Below are 24,557 nucleotides of genomic sequence, written 5' to 3' on the forward strand. Positions count from 1 at the left end.
CGCTCCTCCGGTACTGCGGCTCTCGGGTGGGAGGCAAGATCACGCAGGGACGGAACGAGCCTATGGGGCAGCTCACGCAGGGTCCGGGAGGAGGTCAATAGTCGTACTGGCGTGGTCGATCGAGGCTGTCCGGCGGCGTCCTCGGGGGAGCCTCGCGGAGTGCTCGCAGGACGCTCGGAGGGCTCTCGCGGGGCGCCCGGACGGCTACGGAAGAGCCCGAAGTGTGTCGTGAGATATGGATTTCACCTTCGGCTGCGGACCGTGTAATGTCTTCCTCGCTCGCCCCAATAGCTCAGTCGGTAGAGCGTCTCCATGGTAAGGAGAAGGTCTGCGGTTCGATTCCGCATTGGGGCTCTGATGGATCGACCACCCGCCGCCAGGTGGGGGTCAGTTCATCGCAGCGGTGTAGCTCAGTTGGTAGAGCAAGCGGCTCATAATCGCTGTGTCACCGGTTCAAGTCCGGTCACCGCTACCCTGCGTAGGCGTAGTCGATTGTGGGTTTAGTCCTTCAATCGGCTACTCTCGTTGTGTTCATATACCCATCCGTTCGTCAAGGAGCACTCACGTGGCCGCCACCGACGTCCGCCCGAAGATCACGCTGGCCTGCGTGGAGTGCAAGGAGCGGAACTACATCACCAAGAAGAACCGGCGTAACGACCCGGACCGTCTTGAGATGAAGAAGCACTGCCCGCGCTGCAACGCGCACACCGCGCACCGCGAAACGCGCTAACAACAGGCCGTAACACACCACGAGGCCGTCCCCATTCATGGGGGCGGCCTTGTGGCGTTGATCAGCACGCCCGCAGGCGGCATGATCACCTCGAACGCCACCACCATCGTGATGGGCACCATCGCGATGTCCCCGTCATGATGACGGTCGTCGCGATGCCCTCATCATGATCAGCATCCCGTAGCCGGAGGTACCGATGGCGCTGGACCAGTCCTTCGTCGGGCGGAGCTATCCGCCCACCGCCCCCTATGAGGTGGGCCGGGAGAAGATTCGCGAGTTCGCCGAAGCGGTGGGCGATCTCAACCCCGCCTACATCGATCCCGACGCCGCCAGGGCGCTCGGGCATCCGGACGTGATCGCGCCGCCGACCTTCGCGTTCTCGATCACGTTCAAGGCGGCCGGTCTGGTCGTGCAGGACCCCGAGTTGGGCCTGGACTACAGCCGGGTGGTCCACGGCGACCAGCGGTTCGTCCACTCGCGCCCGGTGCGTGCCGGGGACCGGCTCACCGTCGTCTCGCACATCGACTCGATCAAGTCCCTCGCGGGGAACGACGTCCTGTCGGTCCGCGGCGAGGTGCACGACGAGAGCGGTGAGCATGTCGTGACGGCGTACACGATGCTCGTGGCCCGCGCCCAAGAAGGGGTGTGACCCAGATGACAGCGAAGATCTCCTACGACGAGGTCGAGGTCGGCACCGAGCTGCCGGCGCAGAGTTTCCCCGTGAGCCGCGCCACGCTCGTGCGGTACGCGGGTGCGTCGGGTGACTTCAACCCGATTCACTGGAACGAGCGGTTCGCGAAGGAGGTCGGGCTGCCGGACGTCATCGCGCACGGCATGTTCACGATGGCCGCCGCGATCCGTGTGGTCACCGACTGGGTGGGCGACCCGGGTGCGGTCGCCGAGTACGGCGTGCGGTTCACCAAGCCCGTCGTGGTCCCGGACGACGACAAGGGCGCCGTGATCGAGGTCTCCGCCAAGGTCGCGGCCAAGCTGGACGACGAGGCCCGCACGGTCCGGGTGGATCTGGTGGCGACCGCCGACGGTCAGAAGGTGCTGGGCATGTCCCGCGCCGTCGTCCGGCTGGCCTGAGAGCCGGAGCGGCTCCGGCCACTCGCCGCGGCCCGTCCTGTACGTCATATACGTCATATCGGTGGGGGGAGGACTTCCTCGGAAGTTCCTCCCCGCCGCCGCTTGACGAAGTTAGTTAGTGGTCACTACCTTAGAGACATGGCGAAGACGAGCATGCGGATGAGCGCGGAGGACCGGCGCGAGAGTGTCACCCGAGCCGCGATGACCGAGTTCGCCAAGGGTGGTTATTTCGGTACGTCCACGGAATCGATCGCCCGCCGTGTCGGAGTCTCGCAGCCGTATCTGTTCCGGCTGTTCCCCACCAAGGTGGATCTGTTCAAGGCCGCCGCGAACCGCTGCTTCGACCGCACCATCTCCACCTTCGAGCAGGCCGCCGAGGGCCTGGAGGGCGAGGATGCGCTGCAGGCCATGGGGGCGGCCTACGGCGAGATGATCGAGGAGGACCGTGATGTCCTGCTCATGCAGATGCAGCTCTACGTCGCCGCCGCGGCGTCGGGTGACGGCGAAGTGGCCGAGCTGGTCCGCCGCCGGTGGCTCGAGATGTGGGAGATGGTGCGCTCCCGCACCGGTCTCGACGAAGAGTGGATGAACAAGTTCTTCTCGACCGGGATGCTGATCAACACGCTGGTGTCGCTGGGGATCCCCTCGGACGACCGCTGCTGGTTGGGCTTCCCGTTCGAAGAGCCGGTAGAGCCGGCCCCCTGACGCCCGGTCCTCCGGGCCCGAGGTGGACGGGTTGACGGCAGATTGGCGCACTCGTGTATCCGCAGAAGTTAGTGACTGATAACTAATCCCCGGGAGGGGTCATGCAGGAGCAGAAGCAGGCGCAGCAGCAACAAGGGGCCGGGCAGGAGAAGGGGGCCGGGCAGGAGAACGGGATCGGGCTGGAGAAGGGGGCCGGGCAGGAGAAGGGAATCCGGCGCGGCACCGCCGTATGGGCCCTGATCATCACCAGCCTCGCCGGCTTCATGGCGAGCCTCGACAACCTCGTTGTCACCACCGCGCTGCCCTCCATCCGCAAGGACCTCGGCGGGGCGCTGGAAGACCTCGAATGGACGGTGAGCGCCTACACCCTCACCTTCGCGGTCCTGCTGATGTTCGGCGCCGCGCTCGGCGACCGATTCGGCCGCCGCAGGCTCTTCACCGTCGGCCTCGGCCTGTTCACCGCGGCCTCCGCCGCCGCCGCGCTCGCCCCCGGCATGGGGGAGCTCATCGCCGCCCGCGCCGCCCAGGGCGTCGGCGCCGCGATCATGATGCCGCTGACCCTCACCCTGCTCTCCGCCACCGTCGCGCCGGAGCGCCGCGGGATGGCGTTCGGCATCTGGAGCGCGGTCAACGGTCTCGCCGTCGCCACCGGCCCGCTCATCGGCGGCACCCTCACCGAGCACTTCTCCTGGCAGTGGATCTTCTGGCTGAACGTGCCGATCGGACTGCTCCTGCTGCCCCTCGCCCGGCTCCGCCTGAACGAGAGCCACGGCCCGAACTCCCGGCTCGACGTCCCCGGTACCGCACTCGCCAGCGCCGGCCTCTTCGGCATCGTCTACGCCCTCATCCGCGGCAACGCCGACGGCTGGACCAGCCCCGCCGTCCTGACCGGGCTGATCGCCGGCGCCGCGCTCATAGTGGGCTTCGTCGCCTACGAGAACCGTGCCGCGCACCCCATCCTGCCGATGCGGCTCTTCCGCAACCGCGCCTTCAGCGCGGTGAACGCGGCCAGCCTGCTGATGTTCCTGGGCATGTTCGGCTCGATCTTCCTGCTCAGCCAGTTCATGCAGAACGTGTCCGGCTACTCGCCGATGGAAGCCGGCGTCCGGATGCTCCCCTGGACGGCCATGCCGATGATCGTCTCGCCGATCGCGGGCATCCTCTCCGACCGCATCGGCGGCCGCCCGATCATCGCCGCCGGGCTGGCGCTCCAGGCCACTGGCCTCGCGCTCTTCGCCCTCGTGGTCACGACGGACGTCTCCTACGCGGCCCAGCTGCCCGCGCTGATCATCAGCGGTATCGGGATGGCGATGTACTTCGGGCCCACCGCCAACGTCGTGATGTCCAGCGTCCGTCCCGAGGAACAGGGCATCGCCTCCGGCGCCAACAACGCGTTCCGTGAGCTCGGCGGCGCCCTCGGCGTCGCGATCCTCGCCTCCGTCTTCTCCTCCCAGGGCGGCTACGAGTCCGCCACCCGCTACGTGGACGGCCTCGTGCCCGCACTGTGGGTCGGCGCGGTCGCGGTCGGCCTCGCGGCGGTCGCCGCGGTGGCCATCCCGAGGCGGCGCAAGGCGACGGCCACCCCGGCCGACGCCGAGCCGCAGCGCATCCTGGAGCCGGTCGCCTGACCGGCGAAGAGCCCGCTCGTCGCCCGACCGCCGAGGAGACCCGTCGCCTCACCGGCGAGGAGCCCGCTGGTCGCCCGACAGGCGAAGAGCCCACTGCGAGGACACCCCCTGGGGACCGGCCGACCGGTCCCCAGGGGGTGTCCCCGTAGGGTGGACGGCGTGCACGTAACCCACGACACCCCCCTCGCGCCCCTGACGACCTTCCGGCTCGGCGGCCCCGCGGCCCGCCTCGTGACGGCCACCACCGACGCGGAAGTCGTCGAGGTGGTCCGCGAGGCCGACCGCGCCGGCACGCCGCTCCTGGTGATCGGCGGCGGCAGCAACCTCGTCATCGCGGACGCCGGCTTCGACGGCACCGCGCTGCGCATCGCCACCGCCGGGTTCACCCTGGACGGCACGGACCTGGAGTTGGCCGCCGGCGAGGTGTGGAGCGACGCGGTCACCAGGACCGTCGAGGCGGGCCTGGCGGGCATCGAGTGCCTCGCCGGGATCCCCGGATCCGCCGGGGCGACGCCGATCCAGAACGTGGGGGCGTACGGACAGGACGTGTCGGCGACGGTCACCGAGGTCGTCGCGTACGACCGCCGCAGCGGCGAGACGGTGACGATCCCCGCCGCCGACTGCGGCTTCGCCTACCGCGACAGCCGCTTCAAGGCCGATCCGGAGCGGTACATCGTGCTGCGGGTGCGGTTCGGACTCGAGGACGCCGGCGGTCTGTCGGCGCCGGTGAAGTACGCGGAAGTCGCCCGCGCCCTGGGCGTGGAGGCCGGCGACCGGGTCCCGGTGGCCACCGCCAGGACGACGGTGCTGGCGCTGCGCGCCGGCAAGGGGATGGTGCTGGACGCGGCCGACCACGACACCTGGTCGGCGGGCTCGTTCTTCACCAATCCGATCCTGACGGACCGGGAGTTCGCGGAGTTCGTCAGCCGGGTGCACGACCGGCTCGGCGCGGACACCGAACCGCCCGCCTACCCCGCGGGGGACGGGCTGCGGAAGACGTCGGCCGCCTGGCTGATCGACCGGGCCGGGTTCGCCAAGGGGTACGGGGACGGCCCGGCACGCATCTCCGGGAAGCACACCCTGGCGCTGACCAACCGCGGCCAGGCCAAGACGGAGGACCTGCTGGCCCTCGCCCGCGAGGTCCGCGACGGAGTGCGGTCCGCCTTCGGAGTCACGCTCGTGAATGAACCGGTCATGGTCGGAACCCGTCTGTGAAGCAGGGCAGAGTCTCGGAGAGACCTCCCGGCGGTTTCCGGGAAGTCTTCCGGCGAGATCGACGAGGTCTTTGACAGGGAATTGCCGCCCCAGCGAACGGTAGTTGACGGAAGCTGACGGTAAGGGCGGATTTGTGCGGAGCGCGGGGACGACCAGGGCCGCGACCGGGGACACGGCCGAAGCGGCGACGGCGTGGATCGGCCGGTGGCCCGTCAGATGGCACACCGCGACCCTCACGCTCTGGACGGTCTGCTGGTTCGTGGTCACGTCCCGCAACGGTGGCGTCTCCTGGCACTACCTGAGAACCGGCGGCGAGCTGCTGACCGGAGGCGGGCCGGGCGGCGGGCTCGGGATCTATGCCAACCACCCGGAGCTGCAGATCGGCCCGGTCAGCTTTCTGACCGCCGCGCTCTTCGAGCCCTTCCCGCCGGGAGTGGGGGAGCGGCTCGCCGAGGCGTTCATGTCGGGCCTGGGCCTGTACATGCTGGTCGTGGTGGGCCGCACCGCCGCGGACTTCTACGCCGGGACCGGGATCAACCACCGCCGCCTGCAGCAGCGGGTCCTCATAGCCGGGCTGGCCTTCATCCCGATGTGGGTGGAGGTCTCGGTGCGGTTCGCGCACCTGGACGACGTACTGGCGCTGTTCTTCACCGCGCTGGCGGTGCGCGCCCTGGTACGGGGCCGCCCGGCCGCCGTCGGCATCCTGCTGGCGCTGGCCGTGGACTCCAAACCCTGGGCGCTGTCCTTCCTCCCGCTGCTGCTGGCGCTGCCCCGCGTGCACTGGCGCCGCGCTGCCTGCTGGCTGGTGGCCCTCGTCGCGGTGGCCTGGCTGCCGTTCTACGTAACCCACCTCGGCTCGGCCGCTGCGGCGCAGTTCGCCATCCCGAACCAGCCCGCCTCCGCGCTGCGCTGGTTCGGCGTCGCCGACGCCGTCACCCCCGGCTGGGACCGCCCCGCGCAGGCCCTGCTCGGCCTCGGGCTCGGTACGGTCGCGGTGCTGCGCGGCCGCTGGCCCGCCGTCGTGCTGCTCGGCGCGGACGCCAGGATCGCCCTCGACCCGAGCGTCTACACGTACTACAGCGCGTCGATCCTGCTCGGAACGCTGCTGTGGGACGCGGTCGGGCAGCGGCGTCTGGTGCCCTGGTGGAGCTGGATCGCGCTGCTCTCGCTGTACGGCAGCGCGCTGCTGGTCCCCTCGGAGTCGGCACAGGGGCTGATCAGGCTCTCCTTCGCGGCCGTCTCCGCCGCGTACGTCCTGCTGTGGCCCATGAAGACGAAGAAGAGACCGCGGGCCGGAGGCCGCCGCGCCGCCGCTACAGGGAGCCGACGCGCCGCACCCGCTCCCATTCGAGGACGTTCAGGGCCGCTATAAGCAGCGCGAGCAGCCCGAGCGCGCCCACCGCGGGCAGCCTCGCCGCGACCGGGAGCACCGCGAGGACGACGGCGGAGGCCGCCAGCCGGGTCGTCGACCACAGCCGGAACATCCGCCACCGGGTGTAGCCGAAGACGGCCAGGAAGAGCGCGCAGCCGCCGAAGAGCAGCCCGGCCACGCCCGTGCCGAGCCGGGCCGACGGGTGCGCCACCGCGTCGTGCATGCCGACGGCCACCGCGATCACCCCGCCGAGGAAGCCGACGTGGGCGTAGGACAGCACCTCGCGGATGGTGTCGACCTGCCGGTCGGAGGTGGCGAGGGCGTGCTGGATCGCGCTCGCGGCGAAAGCGAAGTAGACCCACCACAGGCCGGCCGCGAGGGTGAAGGCCGCCGCGACGGCGGTGAGCTCGGCCGCGTCCAGGTGCGCGGCCGCGGACGCCGGGGCGCCGATCGCCACGATCGACTCGCCGAGCGCGACGATCAGGAACAGCCCGAAACGTTCCGGCAGATGCCCGGCGTGGAATCGCACCCGGGACAGCCGGCGGCGCAGCAGGAACGGCATCGACAGGTCGATCAGCGCGGCGGACCCCCACAGCGCGGTGCGCGCCGGCCCGTCGAGGAAGCCGCCGGCCACCAGCATCGGGCCGGTCAGGCAGGCCCCCACGGCGAAGGCGCTGAACCGTACGTCCTGCCAGCGCAGCACCAGCGCCCAGAGCACCAGCCGGGCCGCCCAGTACGAGGCCCCGTAGAGCACTCCGCGCCCGTCGTAGGCCAGCGGCAGCGCCAGCCCCATGAACAGGGCGCTCAGCCCGACGGCGAAGATCCCGATCCGGTCCAGCGGATTGTCGACGTCCTGCCGGTTGGCGTGCAGCGACATCCCCACCCAGGCCCAGTAGGGCGGCACGAACGCGATGAGCGCCCGCCCGACACCCGCCCAGGAGTGGTCCTCGTGCAGCAGTGCGCTCACCTGCGTGATCGCGAACACGAACACCAGGTCGAAGAACAACTCCGCCCAGGTGACCCGCTTATCGGCCTCAGCCATCCCCGCCCCCGTACTCCCCCGGCCGGGGGTGCCCCAGGCACCCCCAAGGTCCCAACGGCGCCCGACTGTACTGCGGCGTTCGGGGCGGTGGACGGACGGGGCGGCGGAACGTCAGGCGGGCAGGGCCAGCCACTCCTCGATGCCGGTCAGCAGCCGCTCCCGTACCTCCGGCGGCGCCGCGGATCCCCGTACCGACTGCCGGGCCAGCTCCGCCAGCTCCTCGTCGGTGAAGGCGTGCGAGTCCCGGGCGATCTCGTACTGGGCGGCGAGCCGGGAGCCGAAGAGCAGCGGGTCGTCGGCGCCCAGCGCCATCGGTACGCCCGCGTCGAAGAGCGTGCGCAGCGGCACGTCCTCCGGCTTCTCGTAGACGCCCAGCGCGACATTGGACGCCGGGCAGACCTCGCAGGTGATCTGCCGCTCGGCGAGCCGCTTCAGCAGTCGGGGGTCCTCGGCGGCCCGTACGCCGTGCCCCACGCGCCCCGCGTGCAGGTCGTCGAGGCAGTCGCGGACGCTGCTGGGCCCGGCGAGCTCGCCGCCGTGCGGCGCGGCGAGCAGCCCGCCGTCCCGGGCGATGGCGAAGGCGCGGTCGAAGTCGCGGGCGAGGCCGCGCCGCTCGTCGTTGGACAGGCCGAAGCCGACGACGCCCCGGTCGGCGTAGCGCACCGCGAGCCGGGCCAGGGTGCGGGCGTCGAGCGGGTGCTTCATGCGGTTGGCCGCGACGATGACGGCCATGCCGACGCCGGTGTCCCGGGAGGCGCTCGCCACCGCGTCCAGGATGATCTCCATGGTCGGGATGAGGCCGCCGAGCCGCGGTGCGTACGAGGTCGGGTCGACCTGGATCTCCAGCCACCCGGAGCCGTCCCTGGCATCCTCCTCGGCGGCCTCGTGGACCAGCCGCTGGATGTCCTCCGCGGTGCGCAGACAGGAGCGCGCGCTGTCGTAGAGCCGCTGGAAGCGGAACCAGCCCCGCTCGTCGGTGGCCCGTAGTTTCGGCGGTTCGCCCGAGGTGAGCGCCTCGGGGAGGTGCACGCCGTGCAGGTCCGCGAGCTCCAGCAGGGTCTCGGACCGCATGGAGCCGGTGAAGTGCAGATGGAGATGGGCCTTGGGGAGCAGACGGACATCACGTGCCATCTGAAGATCCTGCCGTACGGGTGACGCTGTCCGGTACCGGTTTCACCGAACGGGGGCTTGCCCGAAAACAAGAACGGGCCCCCGGCGGTTGCCGGGGGCCCGTCAGGCAGAGCGGTCAGCTGCGGGCCTCGCCGAGCAGCTTCTGCACCCGGGAGACGCCCTCGATCAGGTCCTCGTCGCCCAGTGCGTAGGAAAGCCGCAGGTAGCCGGGGGTGCCAAAGGCCTCGCCCGGGACGACGGCGACCTCGACCTCGTCCAGGATGAGGGCCGCCAGCTCGACCGAGGACGCCGGGCGCTTGCCGCGGATCTCCTTGCCGAGCAGCTCCTTCACCGACGGGTAGACGTAGAACGCGCCTTCGGGAGTGGGGCAGACCACACCGTCGATCTCGTTCAGCATCCGCACGATGGTCTGCCGCCGCCGGTCGAAGGCGACGCGCATCTCGGCGACCGCGTCCAGGTTCCCGGAGACCGCGGCCAGCGCGGCGATCTGGGCGACGTTGCTGACGTTGGAGGTGGCGTGCGACTGCAGGTTCGTCGCGGCCTTGATGACGTCCTTGGGGGCGATCATCCACCCGACGCGCCAGCCGGTCATGGCGTACGTCTTGGCGACACCGTTCACCACGATGCACTTGTCGCGCAGCTCGGGGAGGACCGCCGGGAGCGAGGTGAAGGTGGCGTCGCCGTAGACGAGGTGCTCGTAGATCTCGTCGGTGAGCACCCACAGGCCGTGCTCGACGGCCCAGCGGCCGATCGCCTCGGCGTCACGCTCGCTGTAGACGGCGCCGGTCGGGTTGGACGGCGAGACGAAGAGAACGACCTTCGTGCGCTCGGTGCGGGCCGCCTCCAGCTGCTCGACCGAGACCCGGTAGCCGGTCGTCTCGTCCGCGACGACGTCGACGGGCACGCCGCCCGCGAGCCGGATCGACTCCGGGTACGTGGTCCAGTACGGCGCCGGGACGATGACCTCGTCGCCCGGGTCGAGGATGGCGGCGAAGGCCTCGTAGATGGCCTGCTTGCCGCCGTTGGTGACCAGCACCTGGGAGGCGTCGATCTCGTAGCCGGAGTCGCGCAGCGTCTTGGCGGCGATGGCGGCCTTGAGCTCCGGCAGCCCGCCGGCCGGGGTGTAGCGGTGGAACTTCGGGTTGCGGCACGCCTCCACCGCGGCCTCGACGATGTAGTCGGGGGTCGGGAAGTCGGGCTCGCCGGCACCGAAGCCGATGACCGGACGCCCGGCGGCCTTGAGGGCCTTCGCCTTGGCGTCCACAGCGAGTGTCGCGGACTCGGAGATCGACCCGACGCGGGCCGACACCCGACGGTCGGAGGGGGACTGTACGGGGGGAGTGGCAGCGGTCATGAGTGCATGCTCCCAGACCGCGTAGCGCCCCGGCACCGCGGTTTGCGGAGTGGACACCCCGGTGTTTGCGGAGTGGACGGGGGGCCTGCGGCGGAGCCGTTCGACGACCGGCCTGTGAACACGTACACTCATCCGTCGATGGCCCTCTCGCGAACTGCGGTACGTTGAGGGGCGTCTTCAAAGGGTCGTAGCTCAATTGGTAGAGCACTGGTCTCCAAAACCAGCGGTTGGGGGTTCAAGTCCCTCCGGCCCTGCTACACGCGTCCTCACCAGGATGCGGGCAGGTAATTGCACTCGCCGTACCGCGCGACGGGCGCGGTATGGCCACGACCCGGAGTCAGGTGAAGACGAGTGACTGAAATCACGGACTCCATCGAGGTCCCTGAGCCTGACGCATCGCAGGACAAGAAGGCCCGCCGCGGAGGTAAGCGCGGAAAGAAGGGCCCCCTGGCCCGTCTCGGCCTCTTCTACCGGCAGATCGTCGCCGAGCTCCGCAAGGTCGTCTGGCCTTCGCGTAACGACCTCACGACGTACACGAGCGTCGTAATTGTCTTCGTTGTCGTCGTCATCGGGCTTGTGTCCGTGATTGACTTTGGCTTCGCGAAGCTCGTCTCGTACGTCTTCGGATGATCCTGCGGACGACGCCCCTCGGGCGCCTTTCCGCATGTTCCACCCCTTGAAGTCAGGAAGAAGCAGTCACCGTGTCTGACCCGAACGTGCACGACGCCGACGAGTCCGTCGAGGGCGACGACACTGCGCTCGACATCGTCGAGGCAGCCGACGGCGACATCGACCAGGCCGAAGCTGCCGATGAAGCCGCGGGCGAAGCCGCCGAGAAGGCCGCCGTCCACGTCATCGACGAGACCGAAGAGGCCGTCTCCGAGGACGCCCAGGACGAGACCGAGGCCGTCGCCGACGAAGAGGCCGACGCCGTGCTCGCCGAGGCCGACGCCGAGCTGGCCGCTGAGGATGCCGAGCCCGTCGAGGAGCCGGAGCCGGTCGACCCCGTCGCCGCCTTCCGCGAGGAACTCCGCACTCTGCCCGGCGAGTGGTACGTCATCCACACGTACGCCGGCTACGAGAACCGCGTGAAGTCCAACCTGGAGCAGCGCGCCGTCTCGCTCAACGTCGAGGACTACATCTACCAGGCAGAAGTGCCGCAGGAAGAAGTAGCCCAGATCAAGAACGGCGAGCGCAAGACCGTCAAGCAGAACAAGCTTCCCGGCTACGTGCTGGTGCGGATGGACCTGACGAACGAGTCGTGGGGCGTCGTCCGCAACACGCCGGGCGTCACCGGCTTCGTCGGCAACGCGTACGACCCGTACCCGCTGACGCTGGACGAGATCCTCAAGATGCTCGCTCCCGAGGTCGAGGCGGCCGCCGAGGCCGCCGCGGCGGCGGACGGCACGGGTCCGGCCCGCAAGATCGAGGTCCAGGTGCTGGACTTCGAGGTCGGCGACTCGGTCACCGTCACCGACGGCCCGTTCGCGACGCTGCAGGCGACGATCAACGAGATCAACCCGGATTCGAAGAAGATCAAGGGCCTCGTCGAGATCTTCGGCCGTGAGACCCCGGTCGAGCTCAGCTTCGACCAGATCCAGAAGAACTGAGTTTTTTACACGTCCGACCAGGTCAGACCGACTTTCACCGTCGGTCTGGCCTGTTCGGTTTCAGGCCTCGCCCCGATACCCGTTATCGTGGTGCGGTATGCCTGCTCGCAGGCGAAACAACTCTCACTAGGACCCGGAGAGAGCAATGCCTCCCAAGAAGAAGAAGATCACGGGGCTTATCAAGCTCCAGATCAACGCGGGCGCGGCCAACCCCGCCCCGCCCGTCGGCCCCGCACTGGGCCAGCACGGCGTCAACATCATGGAGTTCTGCAAGGCCTACAACGCCGCGACCGAGTCGCAGCGTGGCATGGTCGTGCCGGTGGAGATCACGGTCTACGACGACCGCTCCTTCACCTTCATCACCAAGACTCCGCCGGCCGCGAAGCTGATCCTCAAGGCCGCGGGCGTGGAGAAGGGCTCCGGCGAGCCGCACGTCAAGAAGGTCGCGAAGCTCACCGCCGCTCAGGTGCGTGACATCGCCACCGTCAAGATGCCGGACCTGAACGCCAACGACCTGGACGCCGCGTCGAAGATCATCGCCGGCACCGCCCGTTCCATGGGCGTCACGGTCGAGGGCTGACACCCACCCCGAAGCACGTCTGTGGAAGGACCGCGCGCGGTCCGTACCACGACTCCACTCACCATTGAGGAGCAGCAGTGAAGCGCAGCAAGACTCTCCGCGCTGCGGACGCGAAGATCGACCGGGAGAAGCTCTACGCCCCGCTCGAGGCCGTCCGTCTCGCCAAGGACACCGCAGCGACGAAGTTCGACTCGACCGTCGAGGTCGCCATGCGTCTGGGCGTTGACCCGCGCAAGGCCGACCAGATGGTCCGCGGCACCGTCAACCTTCCGCACGGCACCGGCAAGACCGCCCGGGTCCTGGTCTTCGCGACCGGTGACCGTGCAGCGGCCGCGGAAGCCGCGGGCGCCGACATCGTCGGCTCCGACGAACTCATCGAAGAGGTGGCCAAGGGCCGTCTGGACTTCGACGCCGTCGTCGCCACCCCGGACCTCATGGGCAAGGTCGGCCGCCTCGGCCGCGTGCTCGGTCCCCGTGGCCTGATGCCGAACCCGAAGACCGGCACCGTGACCCCGGACGTGGCCAAGGCCGTGACCGAGATCAAGGGCGGCAAGATCGAGTTCCGCGTCGACAAGCACTCGAACCTGCACTTCATCATCGGCAAGGTGTCGTTCGATGACGCGCAGCTGGTCGAGAACTACGGCGCGGCCCTGGACGAGATCCTTCGTCTGAAGCCGTCGGCCGCCAAGGGCCGCTACATCAGGAAGGCCGCCATCAGCACCACGATGGGCCCGGGCATCCTGGTGGACCAGAACCGCACCCGCAACCTCCTCGTCGAGGAGGACCCGGCCGCCGTCTGATTCTGACGACGCCGCGTACGCGACTCGGGCCGGCCCCCGCTCCTTTCCGGAGCGGGGGCCGGCCTGTCGGGTTTCCCGGCCCTGTACGCCGCTGTCCGGTCCGGACGCGGACGCCCGGTGCCAAGGGCGCTCGGGCCCGAACACGGCCGCTGAGCGGCCCGTTGAGGCGATTTGCCGGATCGCGACCCGTTCGCGTACGCTACCGAAGAAGCCAAAGACCGCTGGTCGCTGCTGTGCCCTCGTTGAGGAGCGCGGCGGCCGAAGGATCCGCTAGCTGCGGACGACCCGCTCAGGTTGCTGTGGAAGAACTCCTGGAATTCATTCTGGTTGAGTAACGCCCCGTGCGCCTGCGCCGGGGCGTTCGTGTTGCCCAGCCCCTTCCGTGCGGTCCGAATCACCCGGAAGGAGGCCGAGACTCATGGCGAGGCCCGATAAGGCTGCTGCGGTTGCCGAGCTGACGGACAAGTTCCGCAGCTCCAATGCCGCAATGCTGACCGAGTACCGCGGTCTCACCGTGGCGCAGCTCAAGACGCTGCGCCGTTCGCTCGGTGAGAACGCTCAGTACGCCGTGGTGAAGAACACGCTGACCAAGATCGCGGCCAACGAGGCCGGGATCAGCACGCTGGACGACCTGTTCGCAGGTCCGACGGCGGTTGCCTTCGTCACCGGTGACCCGGTGGAGTCGGCGAAGAGTCTGCGTGACTTCGCCAAGGACAACCCCAACCTCATCATCAAGGGCGGTGTCCTTGACGGTAAGGCGCTGACCGCTGATGAGATCAAGAAGCTCGCGGACCTCGAGTCCCGCGAGGTTCTGCTCGCCAAGGTGGCCGGTGGCATCAAGGCGTCGATGGCCAAGGCCGCGGCGACTTTCCAGGCCCCGCTCACGGAGTTCGTCCGCACTGCGGACGCGCTTCGCGCCAAGGTCGAGCAGGGCGGTGCCGGTACGCCGGCTCCCGCCGAGGCCGAGGTGGCGGAGTAACTCTCCGCCCCTGGTCGCAGCGGGCGCCTCACGCCCGCCTTCATGTACACCCGGCACCTGCCGAATAGTGGAAGGACGCCAATCATGGCGAAGCTGTCCCAGGAAGAGCTGCTCGCGCAGTTCGAGACCCTGACCCTCATCGAGCTCTCCGAGTTCGTCAAGGCGTTCGAAGAGAAGTTCGACGTCAAGGCTGCCGCCCCGGTCGCCGTCGCCGCCGGTGGCGCTGCCGCCGTCGCCGACGCCCCGGAGGAGCAGGACGAGTTCGACGTCGTCCTCACCGGCGCCGGCGAGAAGAAGATCCAGGTCATCAAGGTTGTGCGTGAGCTCACCTCGCTGGGTCTGAAGGAGGCCAAGGACCTCGTCGACGGCGCTCCGAAGCCGGTCCTCGAGAAGGTCGCCAAGGACGTTGCCGAGAAGGCTGCGGACTCCCTCAAGGCCGCTGGCGCGTCCGTCGAGGTCAAGTAAGTCCCAGCCCCTCACAAGGGGCTGAACAGCCGCAGGGCGGCCACCCGAAAGGGTGGCCGCCCTCGGTCGTTCCCGGGGTCCTCCAGGGGGCCTGTAGCCGCCCGGGGGTAAGGTGATCATCCCCGCCGGGCCAGGGGGGCCGTGCGGATCTCCGGGGGGCTGGGGCCTTGACGAACCGCACGCGGCGCGCAATTCTCAGGACGCGTCGTAAGTTCGATCCGGGGTCCGAGGCATGGATCGACCGCGATGCGGGAATGCCTAGCGTCAAGCACAGATCCGGTGCCGAGACCGGGTCGACAACAGTGGCGAGGGGGCAATGATTCGGTACTCCGAATCTCTGCCTGGACATCAGTGTGCCGAGTGGCTACACTGACCCTTTGCGCTGCCTGTTAGCTGTAGCCTGGCCCGTCACCAGGGACAGCCCCAAGCCTGAGCACTGAAATGAAGAGATGTCCCGCTTTGCGGACATCCCTGTGTGCTCGGGGGCGGACACCGGTATGCGCGTAGTGAGTCCGAGCCCTCGGAAGGACCCCCTCTTGGCCGCCTCGCGCAACGCCTCGACTGCCAATACGAACAACGGTGCCAGCACTTCACCGCTGCGCATCTCTTTTGCGAAGATCAAGGAACCCCTCGAGGTACCGAACCTCCTCGCGCTGCAGACCGAGAGCTTTGACTGGCTGCTCGGCAACGCCGCGTGGAAGGCTCGTGTCGAGGCGGCTCTGGAAAGTGGCCAGGACGTCCCCAGGAAGTCGGGTCTGGAAGAGATCTTCGAGGAGATCTCTCCGATCGAAGACTTCTCCGGGTCGATGTCGCTCACCTTCCGCGACCACCGTTTTGAGCCTCCGAAGAACTCGATCGACGAGTGCAAGGAGCGCGACTTCACGTACGGCGCTCCGCTCTTCGTCACCGCCGAGTTCACCAACAACGAGACCGGCGAGATCAAGTCGCAGACGGTCTTCATGGGCGACTTCCCGCTCATGACCAACAAGGGCACCTTCTGCATCAACGGCACCGAGCGTGTCGTCGTGTCGCAGCTGGTCCGCTCGCCGGGCGTCTACTTCGACTCCTCGATCGACAAGACGTCCGACAAGGACATCTTCTCCGCGAAGGTCATCCCGTCCCGCGGTGCCTGGCTCGAGCTCGAGATCGACAAGCGCGACATGGTCGGTGTCCGCATCGACCGCAAGCGCAAGCAGTCGGTCACCGTGCTCCTGAAGGCTCTCGGTTGGACGACCGAGCAGATCCTGGAGGAGTTCGGCGAGTACGAGTCGATGCGCGCCACCCTGGAGAAGGACCACACCCAGGGCCAGGACGACGCGCTGCTCGACATCTACCGCAAGCTGCGTCCGGGCGAACCGCCGACCCGCGAGGCCGCGCAGACGCTGCTCGAGAACCTCTACTTCAACCCGAAGCGCTACGACCTCGCGAAGGTCGGCCGCTACAAGGTGAACAAGAAGCTCGGCAGCGACAAGCCGCTCGACGCCGGCGTGCTGACCACGGCCGACGTTCTCGCGACCATCAAGTACCTGGTCAAGCTGCACGCCGGTGAGACCGAGACCGTGGGCGAGGACGGCCGCAACATCGTCGTCGAGACCGACGACATCGACCACTTCGGCAACCGTCGTCTGCGCAACGTCGGCGAGCTCATCCAGAACCAGGTCCGTACCGGCCTGGCTCGTATGGAGCGCGTCGTCCGCGAGCGGATGACCACCCAGGACGTCGAGGCGATCACGCCGCAGACCCTGATCAACATCCGGCCGGTCGTCGCCTCCATCAAGGAGTTCTTCGGCACCAGCCAGCTGTCCCAGTTCATGGACCAGACGAACCCGCTGTCGGGCCTGACCCACAAGCGTCGTCTGTCCGCGCTGGGCCCGGGCGGTCTGTCCCGTGAGCGCGCCGGCTTCGAGGTCCGTGACGTTCACCCGTCGCACTACGGCCGCATGTGTCCGATCGAGACCCCGGAAGGCCCGAACATCGGCCTGATCGGCTCGCTCGCCTCCTACGGCCGGGTCAACGCCTTCGGCTTCGTGGAGACCCCGTACCGCAAGGTCGTCGAGGGCATCGTCACCGATGACGTCGACTACCTGACGGCCGACGAGGAGGACCGCTTCGTCATCGCGCAGGCAAACGCGCCGCTGACGGACGACAACCACTTCGAAGAGGCCCGAGTCCTGGTCCGCCGCCGTGGCGGCGAGATCGACTACATCCCCGGCGCCGACGTCGACTACATGGACGTCTCGCCGCGCCAGATGGTGTCGGTCGCGACCGCGATGATCCCGTTCCTCGAGCACGACGACGCCAACCGCGCGCTCATGGGATCGAACATGATGCGCCAGGCGGTGCCGCTCATCAAGAGCGAGGCCCCGCTGGTCGGCACCGGCATGGAGTACCGCTGCGCGGTCGACGCCGGTGACGTCATCAAGGCCGAGAAGGACGGTGTGGTCCAGGAGGTATCCGCGGACTACGTCACGGTCGCCAACGACGACGGCACCTACACCACGTACCGGGTGGCGAAGTTCAGCCGCTCGAACCAGGGCACGTCCTTCAACCAGAAGGTCGTCGTCGACGAGGGCGCTCGCGTCGTCGCCAACCAGGTCCTGGCCGACGGCCCCTCCACCGACGAGGGCGAGATGGCCCTCGGCAAGAACCTCCTCGTGGCATTCATGCCGTGGGAGGGCCACAACTACGAAGACGCGATCATCCTCAGCCAGCGGCTGGTCCAGGACGACGTCCTCTCCTCGATCCACATCGAGGAGCACGAGGTCGACGCCCGTGACACCAAGCTCGGCCCGGAGGAGATCACCCGGGACATCCCGAACGTCTCCGAGGAGGTCCTCGCGGACCTCGACGAGCGCGGGATCATCCGCATCGGTGCCGACGTCGTCGCCGGCGACATCCTGGTCGGAAAGGTCACGCCCAAGGGCGAGACCGAGCTGACCCCGGAGGAGCGCCTGCTCCGCGCGATCTTCGGCGAGAAGGCGCGCGAAGTGCGCGACACCTCGCTGAAGGTGCCGCACGGCGAGACCGGCAAGGTCATCGGCGTCCGCGTCTTCGACCGCGAAGAGGGCGACGAGCTGCCGCCGGGCGTGAACCAGCTGGTCCGCGTCTACGTCGCGCAGAAGCGCAAGATCAACAACGGTGACAAGCTCGCCGGCCGTCACGGCAACAAGGGCGTCATCTCGAAGATCCTGCCGGTCGAGGACATGCCGTTCCTGGAGGACGGCACCCCGGTCGACATCATCCTCAACCCGCTGGGTGTCCCGTCCCGAATGAACCCGGGACAGGTCCTGGAGATCCACCTCGGCTGGCTCGCCCAGCAGGGTTGGGACACCTCCGGGATCAGCACCGAGTGGGCCCGCCGGCTGGAGTCCATCGGCGCCGACAAGGTGCCCGCGGGCTCCAACGTCGCCACCCCGGTGTTCGACGGTGCGCGCGAGGACGAGATCACCGGCCTCTTCGAGGCCACGATCCCGAACCGCGACGGCGACCGGATGGTGCTGCCCTCGGGCAAGGCCCGGATGTTCGACGGCCGCTCCGGCGAGCCGTTCCCGGACCCGATCTCGGTCGGCTACATGTACATCCTGAAGCTCCACCACCTGGTGGACGACAAGCTCCACGCCCGCTCCACCGGCCCGTACTCCATGATCACGCAGCAGCCGCTGGGTGGTAAGGCGCAGTTCGGTGGACAGCGATTCGGTGAAATGGAGGTGTGGGCCCTTGAGGCATACGGTGCCGCCTACGCGCTCCAGGAGCTGCTCACGATCAAGTCCGACGACGTTCTCGGCCGTGTGAAGGTCTACGAGGCCATCGTCAAGGGCGAGAACATCCCCGAACCCGGCATTCCCGAGTCCTTCAAGGTGCTCATCAAGGAAATGCAGTCGCTCTGCCTCAACGTGGAGGTGCTGTCCTCGGACGGTATGTCCATCGAGATGCGCGACACGGACGAGGATGTCTTCCGCGCTGCGGAAGAGCTCGGTATCGACCTGTCCCGGCGTGAGCCGAGCAGCGTCGAAGAGGTCTGACGGGCCTGGTCGGGGCTCCTTCACAGGAGTCCCGGCCGCCCCGGACCGTTCAGACCATGTTTGACACTCGACCCTGAAAGAGGGATTGACGACAAGTGCTCGACGTCAACTTCTTCGACGAGCTGCGGATCGGCCTCGCCACCGCGGACGACATCCGGACCTGGTCGCACGGCGAAGTAAAGAAGCCGGAGACCATCAACTACCGCACGCTCAAGCCGGAAAAGGACGGGCTCTTCTGCGAGAAGATCTTCGGCCCGACCCGGGACTGGGAGTGCTACTGCGGTAAGTACAAGCGTGTCCGCTTCAAGGGCATCATCTGCGAGCGCTGCGGCGTCGAGGTAACTCGCGCCAAGGTGCGTCGTGAGCGGATGGGCCACATTGAGCTGGCCGCTCCCGTGACCCACATCTGGTACTTCAAGGGCGTTCCGTCGCGGCTGGGCTACCTGCTCGACCTCGCCCCGAAGGACCTCGAGAAGGTCATCTACTTCGCCGCCTACATGATCACGTGGGTCGACGACGAGCGCCGGACGCGCGATCTGCCCTCCCTCGAGGCGCAGGTCTCCGTCGAGCGTCAGCAGGTCGAGAACCGCCGGGATTCCGATGTCGAGAACCGACAGAAGAAGCTCGAGGCGGACCTCGGCGAGCTGGAGGCCGAGGGCGCCAAGGCCGACGTGCGCCGCAAGGTGCGCGAAGGTGCCGAGCGTGAGATGAAGCAGCTCCGTGACCGCGCCCAGCGCGAGATCGACCGCCTCGACGAGGTGTGGGCCCGCTTCAAGAACCTCAAGGTCCAGGACCTCGAGGGCGACGAGCTGCTCTACCGCGAGCTGCGCGAGCGCTTCGGTACGTACTTCTCCGGATCGATGGGTGCCGCGGCGCTGCAGAAGCGCCTCGAGACCTTCGACCTCGAGGAGGAGGCCGAGCGTCTCCGCGAGATCATCCGTACCGGCAAGGGCCAGAAGAAGACCCGTGCGCTCAAGCGCCTCAAGGTCGTCTCGGCGTTCCTGCAGACCACCAACAAGCCCAACGGCATGGTGCTGGACTGCGTCCCGGTCATCCCGCCGGACCTGCGTCCGATGGTGCAGCTGGACGGTGGCCGCTTCGCGACCTCCGACCTGAACGACCTGTACCGCCGCGTGATCAACCGCAACAACCGCCTCAAGCGTCTCCTTGACCTCGGTGCCCCCGAGATCATCGTGAACAACGAGAAGCGGATGCTGCAGGAGGCCGTCGACGCGCTGTTCGACAACGGCCGCCGTGGTCGCCCGGTCACCGGTCCCGGTAACCGCCCGCTGAAGTCCCTGAGCGACATGCTCAAGGGCAAGCAGGGTCGTTTCCGTCAGAACCTGCTCGGCAAGCGAGTCGACTACTCGGCCCGTTCGGTCATCGTCGTCGGCCCGCAGCTCAAGCTGCACCAGTGCGGTCTGCCGAAGGCCATGGCGCTGGAGCTCTTCAAGCCGTTCGTGATGAAGCGCCTGGTGGACCTGAACCACGCGCAGAACATCAAGTCGGCCAAGCGCATGGTCGAGCGCGGCCGCACCGTCGTCTACGACGTCCTCGAAGAGGTCATCGCAGAGCACCCGGTGCTGCTGAACCGTGCACCGACCCTGCACCGCCTCGGCATCCAGGCCTTCGAGCCCCAGCTGGTCGAGGGCAAGGCCATCCAGATCCACCCGCTCGTCTGCACCGCGTTCAACGCGGACTTCGACGGTGACCAGATGGCCGTGCACCTGCCGCTGTCGGCAGAGGCGCAGGCCGAGGCCCGCATCCTGATGCTGTCCTCGAACAACATCCTGAAGCCGGCCGACGGTCGTCCCGTCACCATGCCGACCCAGGACATGGTGCTGGGTCTGTTCTTCCTCACCACCGAGCCGGAAGAGCGCGTGCTCATCGGCGAGGGCCGGGCGTTCGGTTCCACCGCCGAAGCGATCATGGCGTTCGACAACCGCGAGCTGTCGCTCCAGTCGAAGGTCGACATCCGCTTCCCGGTCGGCACCGTCCCGCCGCGTGGCTGGACCCCGCCCGCCCAGGAAGAGGGCGAGCAGGGCTACCAGGTCGGCGACACGTTCCGGCTGCGGACGTCCCTGGGACGCGCGCTCTTCAACGAGCTGCTGCCCGAGGACTACCCGTTCGTCGACTACGCGGTCGGCAAGAAGCAGCTCTCCGAGATCGTCAACGACCTCGCCGAGCGGTACCCGAAGGTCATCGTGGCGGCGACGCTCGACAACCTGAAGGCGGCCGGCTTCCACTGGGCCACCCGTTCCGGCGTCACCGTGGCCGTCACGGACATCGTCGTCCCCGAGGCCAAGAAGGCCATCGTCAAGGGGTACGAGGAGCAGGACGAGAAGGTCCAGAAGCAGTACGAGCGCGGCCTGATCACCAAGGACGAGCGCACGCAGGAGCTCATCGCGATCTGGACCAAGGCGACCAACGAGGTTGCCGAGGCGATGAACGCGAACTTCCCCAAGACGAACCCCATCTTCATGATGGTTGACTCGGGTGCCCGAGGAAACATGATGCAGATGCGTCAGATCGCCGGTATGCGTGGTCTGGTGTCGAACGCGAAGAACGAGACCATCCCGCGTCCCATCAAGGCCTCGTTCCGTGAGGGCCTGTCCGTGCTGGAGTACTTCATCTCCACCCACGGTGCCCGTAAGGGTCTCGCGGACACCGCCCTGCGTACCGCCGACTCGGGTTACCTGACCCGTCGTCTGGTGGACGTCTCGCAGGACGTCATCATCCGCGAGGAGGACTGCGGTACCGAGCGCGGCCTCAAGCTGCAGATCGGTGCGCGCGGCGAGGACGGCGTCCTTCGTAAGACGGACGACGTCGAGACCAGCGTCTACGCCCGCATGCTCGCCGAGGACGTCGTCATCGACGGCAAGGTGATCGCGCCGGCCAACGTCGACCTGGGCGACGTGCTCATCGACCAGCTGATCCAGCACGGTGTCGAGCAGGTCAAGACCCGCTCGATCCTCACCTGCGAGTCCACTGTCGGCACCTGTGCCTTCTGCTACGGACGCTCGCTGGCCACCGGCAAGCTGGTGGACATCGGTGAGGCCGTCGGTATCATCGCGGCCCAGTCGATCGGTGAGCCCGGTACCCAGCTGACGATGCGTACCTTCCACACCGGTGGTGTGGCGGGTGACGACATCACGCAGGGTCTGCCGCGTGTCGTCGAGCTCTTCGAGGCCCGTGTCCCCAAGGGTGTCGCCCCGATCTCCGAGGCTGTCGGTCGGGTCCGCATCGAGGAGACCGAGAAGACGAAGAAGCTCGTCGTCACCCCGGACGACGGCAGCGAGGAGATCGCTTACCCGATCTCCAAGCGGTCCCGTCTACTGGTGGGCGAGGGCGACCACGTCGAGGTCGGCCAGAAGCTGACCGTGGGTGCAACCAACCCGCACGACGTGCTGCGCATCCTCGGCCAGCGCCAGGTTCAGATCCACCTGGTGGCCGAAGTGCAGAAGGTCTACAACAACCAGGGCGTGTCGATCCACGACAAGCACATCGAGATCATCATCCGGCAGATGCTGCGCCGTGTGACGATCATCGAGTCCGGCGACGCCGAGCTGCTGCCCGGCGAGCTGGTCGAGCGTGGTCGCTTCGAGACCGAGAACCGTCGTGTGGTCTCCGAGGGCGGTCACCCCGCCTCCGGTCGTCCGCAGCTGATGGGTATCACCAAGGCCTCGCTGGCGACCGAGTCCTGGCTGTCGGCCGCCTCCTTCCAGGAGACGACCCGAGTGCTGACCGACGCGGCGATCCACGCCAAGTCGGACTCGCTGCTCGGCCTGAAGGAGAACGTCATCATCGGTAAGCTCATCCCGGCCGGTACGGGTCTGGCCCGTTACCGGAACATCCGGGTGGAGCCCACCGAGGAGGCGAAGGCAGCGATGTACTCGGCCGTCGGTTACGACGACATCGACTACTCGCCCTTCGGCACCGGCTCCGGCCAGGCCGTTCCCCTGGAGGACTACGACTACGGCCCCTACAACGGCTGAGTCGTGTCCCACAGAGTCTGATCCGCAAGGCGGCCGTCCCCTCCCGGGATGGCCGCCTTGCGGCTTTTCGCGGAACTTCGCACGGGCGCCGCGCGTCCGTCACTATGGAGAGACCATTCCTAGGCGGGGAGGTGTCGCGCGTGTCACTCGATCCGTGGGGCAACGGGCGGCTGCCGCAGTCCGGCCAGGTACCTGGCATGCTGGCGGCCGACGCCGACCGGGAGCGCACGGTGGACGTCCTGAAGGCCGCGTTCGCGGAGGGGCGTCTGCAGCAGCAGGAGTACGAGCACCGGATGTCCACCGCCTACCAGGCGCGTACCTACGGTGAGTTGCAGCTGCTGGTGCGCGACCTCCCGCAGGGGCCGTCGCCGATGTCCGTGCAGATGTCCCCACCGATGGGATACGTGCCGCGGACCTTCCTGCCGGCCCCGCCGCGCACGAACACCTCCGCCATCGCCTCGTTCGTCTGCGGTCTGGCGGGCACTTTCACCCTCGTGACGGCGATCCCGGCGGTGGTCCTCGGGCACAAGGCCCGCAAGGAGATCCGCAGCACCGGCGAGGCGGGGGACGGATTCGCCGTCGCCGGCCTGGTGTTGGGCTGGATCGTGTCCGGTTTCCTCGGTCTCATCATGCTCTTCGTGATGATCGGGATCGTCTTCGGTTCCGGCTGAGAGTTCGAGCCCGACGGGCGGCGTGTCCTGCGCTGATGCATTTGTTTTGACCGGAGCCGATGCGATAGGTACGATCTGACCTTGTGCCTGGGGTGTGCCCGGGTCCTTGCGCGTGCCCCCAGCCTCTGGCTGGGAGGTTACCGATATCGCGTGGGGATACCGAGGCCGCGACACCCGACATACGTACGTTCCCTGCTCCACGGGGACGTGCGGGGTCCGCGACACACCCGACCGCGTGGGTCGGTGCCCCAGGTTAGTTTTATCGAGATCGGCACACAGAAACCGGAGAAACGGTGCCTACGATCCAGCAGCTGGTCCGGAACGGCCGGCAGGACAAGGTCAAGAAGAATATGACACCCGCGCTGAAGGGTTCCCCTCAGCGCCGCGGTGTTTGCACGCGTGTGTACACGACCACCCCGAAGAAGCCGAACTCGGCGCTTCGCAAGGTGGCCCGTGTGCGTCTGACCAGTGGGATTGAGGTCACCGCCTACATTCCGGGCGAGGGCCACAACCTCCAGGAGCACTCCATCGTGCTCGTGCGTGGCGGTCGTGTGAAGGACCTGCCGGGTGTTCGCTACAAGATCATCCGCGGCTCCCTGGACACCCAGGGCGTCAAGAACCGCAAGCAGGCCCGCAGCCGCTACGGCGCCAAGAAGGAGAAGTAAGCATGCCTCGTAAGGGTCCTGCCCCGAAGCGCCCGGTCATCATCGACCCGGTCTACGGATCTCCTCTGGTGACCTCGCTGGTCAACAAGATCCTCCTGCACGGCAAGCGTTCCACCGCCGAGCGGATCGTTTACGGCGCCCTCGAGGGCCTCAAGGAGAAGACCGGTACCGACCCGGTCATCACCCTGAAGCGCGCTCTTGAGAACATCAAGCCGACTCTGGAGGTCAAGTCCCGCCGCGTCGGCGGTGCGACCTACCAGGTGCCGGTCGAGGTTCGCCCCGCCCGTGCCTCCACGCTCGCGCTGCGCTGGCTCGTGGGTTACTCCCGCGCCCGCCGTGAGAAGACCATGACCGAGCGCCTGATGAACGAGCTGCTGGACGCCAGCAACGGTCTCGGCGCCTCTGTCAAGCGTCGCGAGGACACGCACAAGATGGCCGAGTCGAACAAGGCCTTCGCGCACTACCGCTGGTAGTCACTACCCACATCGAAACCGAGAGAAGACT

General features: G+C 68.0%; 21 protein-coding genes and 3 tRNA genes. 21 read left to right on the forward strand and 3 right to left on the reverse strand.

Translation table 11 applies throughout. The features are described from left to right. The first annotated feature begins 281 nt into the window (after positions 1–281). The 9 genes from AC07DC_RS19910 (at position 282) to AC07DC_RS19950 (ending at position 6,739) form a co-directional block, all read left to right on the forward strand. Positions 282–354 (forward strand) — tRNA-Thr (locus tag AC07DC_RS19910). 45 nt (positions 355–399) lie between these two features. After that, a tRNA-Met gene (locus tag AC07DC_RS19915) sits at positions 400–472 on the forward strand. 93 nt (positions 473–565) lie between these two features. Continuing rightward, the gene (gene rpmG / locus AC07DC_RS19920; protein ID WP_004571794.1) at positions 566–730 is read left to right on the forward strand and encodes a 50S ribosomal protein L33; all 165 of its coding nucleotides are present in this window, start codon (positions 566–568) and stop codon (positions 728–730) included. A gap of 196 nt (positions 731–926) precedes the next feature. Further along, entirely contained in the window at positions 927–1,379 is a 453-nt protein-coding gene (locus AC07DC_RS19925; protein ID WP_478915739.1) for an FAS1-like dehydratase domain-containing protein, read from the forward strand. 5 nt (positions 1,380–1,384) lie between these two features. Then, positions 1,385–1,819, forward strand: a complete 435-nt coding sequence (locus AC07DC_RS19930; RefSeq protein WP_478915977.1) for a MaoC family dehydratase — start codon at positions 1,385–1,387, stop codon at positions 1,817–1,819. Between the two features lie 138 nt (positions 1,820–1,957). Further along, positions 1,958–2,524, forward strand: a complete 567-nt coding sequence (locus tag AC07DC_RS19935) for a TetR/AcrR family transcriptional regulator (RefSeq protein ID WP_478915740.1) — start codon at positions 1,958–1,960, stop codon at positions 2,522–2,524. A gap of 263 nt (positions 2,525–2,787) precedes the next feature. Further along, positions 2,788–4,152 (forward strand): MFS transporter, encoded by a 1,365-nt coding sequence (locus AC07DC_RS19940; RefSeq protein WP_478915978.1) that lies wholly within the window; start codon positions 2,788–2,790, stop codon positions 4,150–4,152. Between the two features lie 159 nt (positions 4,153–4,311). Then, the gene (locus AC07DC_RS19945) at positions 4,312–5,367 is read left to right on the forward strand and encodes a UDP-N-acetylmuramate dehydrogenase (RefSeq protein ID WP_478915741.1); all 1,056 of its coding nucleotides are present in this window, start codon (positions 4,312–4,314) and stop codon (positions 5,365–5,367) included. 103 nt (positions 5,368–5,470) lie between these two features. Then, positions 5,471–6,739 (forward strand): hypothetical protein, encoded by a 1,269-nt coding sequence (locus AC07DC_RS19950; RefSeq protein WP_478915742.1) that lies wholly within the window; start codon positions 5,471–5,473, stop codon positions 6,737–6,739. Here the strand turns inward: AC07DC_RS19950 and AC07DC_RS19955 are convergent. From AC07DC_RS19955 to AC07DC_RS19965, 3 genes are all read right to left on the reverse strand, one after another. Then, positions 6,681–7,781, reverse strand: coding sequence for a low temperature requirement protein A (locus AC07DC_RS19955; protein WP_478915743.1), 1,101 nt, complete (start codon positions 7,779–7,781; stop codon positions 6,681–6,683). The two genes, AC07DC_RS19950 and AC07DC_RS19955, sit on opposite strands and share 59 nt — an antisense overlap. 111 nt (positions 7,782–7,892) lie before the next feature. After that, positions 7,893–8,912: an adenosine deaminase gene (locus AC07DC_RS19960; protein WP_478915744.1), complete on the reverse strand. Its 1,020-nt coding sequence runs from the start codon at positions 8,910–8,912 to the stop codon at positions 7,893–7,895. A 115-nt stretch (positions 8,913–9,027) separates the two neighbouring features. Beyond that, positions 9,028–10,266: a pyridoxal phosphate-dependent aminotransferase gene (locus AC07DC_RS19965; protein ID WP_478915745.1), complete on the reverse strand. Its 1,239-nt coding sequence runs from the start codon at positions 10,264–10,266 to the stop codon at positions 9,028–9,030. Positions 10,267–10,447: 181 nt separating this feature from the next. Here AC07DC_RS19965 and AC07DC_RS19970 point away from each other — a divergent pair. From AC07DC_RS19970 to rpsG, 12 genes are all read left to right on the forward strand, one after another. Beyond that, positions 10,448–10,520, forward strand: a tRNA-Trp gene (locus AC07DC_RS19970). Positions 10,521–10,617: 97 nt separating this feature from the next. After that, positions 10,618–10,896 (forward strand): preprotein translocase subunit SecE, encoded by a 279-nt coding sequence (secE, locus tag AC07DC_RS19975; protein ID WP_399644475.1) that lies wholly within the window; start codon positions 10,618–10,620, stop codon positions 10,894–10,896. Between the two features lie 71 nt (positions 10,897–10,967). Beyond that, the gene (gene nusG / locus AC07DC_RS19980; RefSeq protein ID WP_478915746.1) at positions 10,968–11,876 is read left to right on the forward strand and encodes a transcription termination/antitermination protein NusG; all 909 of its coding nucleotides are present in this window, start codon (positions 10,968–10,970) and stop codon (positions 11,874–11,876) included. 145 nt (positions 11,877–12,021) lie between these two features. Further along, a complete protein-coding gene (gene rplK, locus AC07DC_RS19985; protein ID WP_478915747.1) occupies positions 12,022–12,456 on the forward strand; it encodes a 50S ribosomal protein L11 in 435 nt (144 codons plus the stop codon). A gap of 77 nt (positions 12,457–12,533) precedes the next feature. Next, positions 12,534–13,256: a 50S ribosomal protein L1 gene (gene rplA, locus AC07DC_RS19990; protein ID WP_277439621.1), complete on the forward strand. Its 723-nt coding sequence runs from the start codon at positions 12,534–12,536 to the stop codon at positions 13,254–13,256. 418 nt (positions 13,257–13,674) lie between these two features. Then, on the forward strand, positions 13,675–14,235 hold the full coding sequence (rplJ, locus tag AC07DC_RS19995) for a 50S ribosomal protein L10 (protein WP_138352884.1): 561 nt from the start codon (positions 13,675–13,677) through the stop codon (positions 14,233–14,235). An 84-nt stretch (positions 14,236–14,319) separates the two neighbouring features. Further along, entirely contained in the window at positions 14,320–14,700 is a 381-nt protein-coding gene (gene rplL, locus AC07DC_RS20000) for a 50S ribosomal protein L7/L12 (protein ID WP_198357083.1), read from the forward strand. Between the two features lie 536 nt (positions 14,701–15,236). Next, positions 15,237–18,722, forward strand: coding sequence for a DNA-directed RNA polymerase subunit beta (gene rpoB / locus AC07DC_RS20005; RefSeq protein WP_164297309.1), 3,486 nt, complete (start codon positions 15,237–15,239; stop codon positions 18,720–18,722). Positions 18,723–18,817: 95 nt separating this feature from the next. Continuing rightward, complete coding sequence (locus AC07DC_RS20010; protein ID WP_138352887.1) at positions 18,818–22,717, forward strand: DNA-directed RNA polymerase subunit beta'; 3,900 nt, start codon at positions 18,818–18,820, stop codon at positions 22,715–22,717. Between the two features lie 197 nt (positions 22,718–22,914). After that, positions 22,915–23,388 (forward strand): DUF1707 and DUF4190 domain-containing protein, encoded by a 474-nt coding sequence (locus AC07DC_RS20015; RefSeq protein WP_478915979.1) that lies wholly within the window; start codon positions 22,915–22,917, stop codon positions 23,386–23,388. Positions 23,389–23,681: 293 nt separating this feature from the next. Next, complete coding sequence (gene rpsL, locus AC07DC_RS20020) at positions 23,682–24,053, forward strand: 30S ribosomal protein S12 (protein WP_138352888.1); 372 nt, start codon at positions 23,682–23,684, stop codon at positions 24,051–24,053. A gap of 2 nt (positions 24,054–24,055) precedes the next feature. Further along, positions 24,056–24,526 (forward strand): 30S ribosomal protein S7, encoded by a 471-nt coding sequence (gene rpsG, locus AC07DC_RS20025; RefSeq protein WP_138352889.1) that lies wholly within the window; start codon positions 24,056–24,058, stop codon positions 24,524–24,526. Positions 24,527–24,557 lie beyond the last annotated feature (31 nt).

It is taken from the genome of Streptomyces sp. NPDC045021, assembly GCF_056432645.1.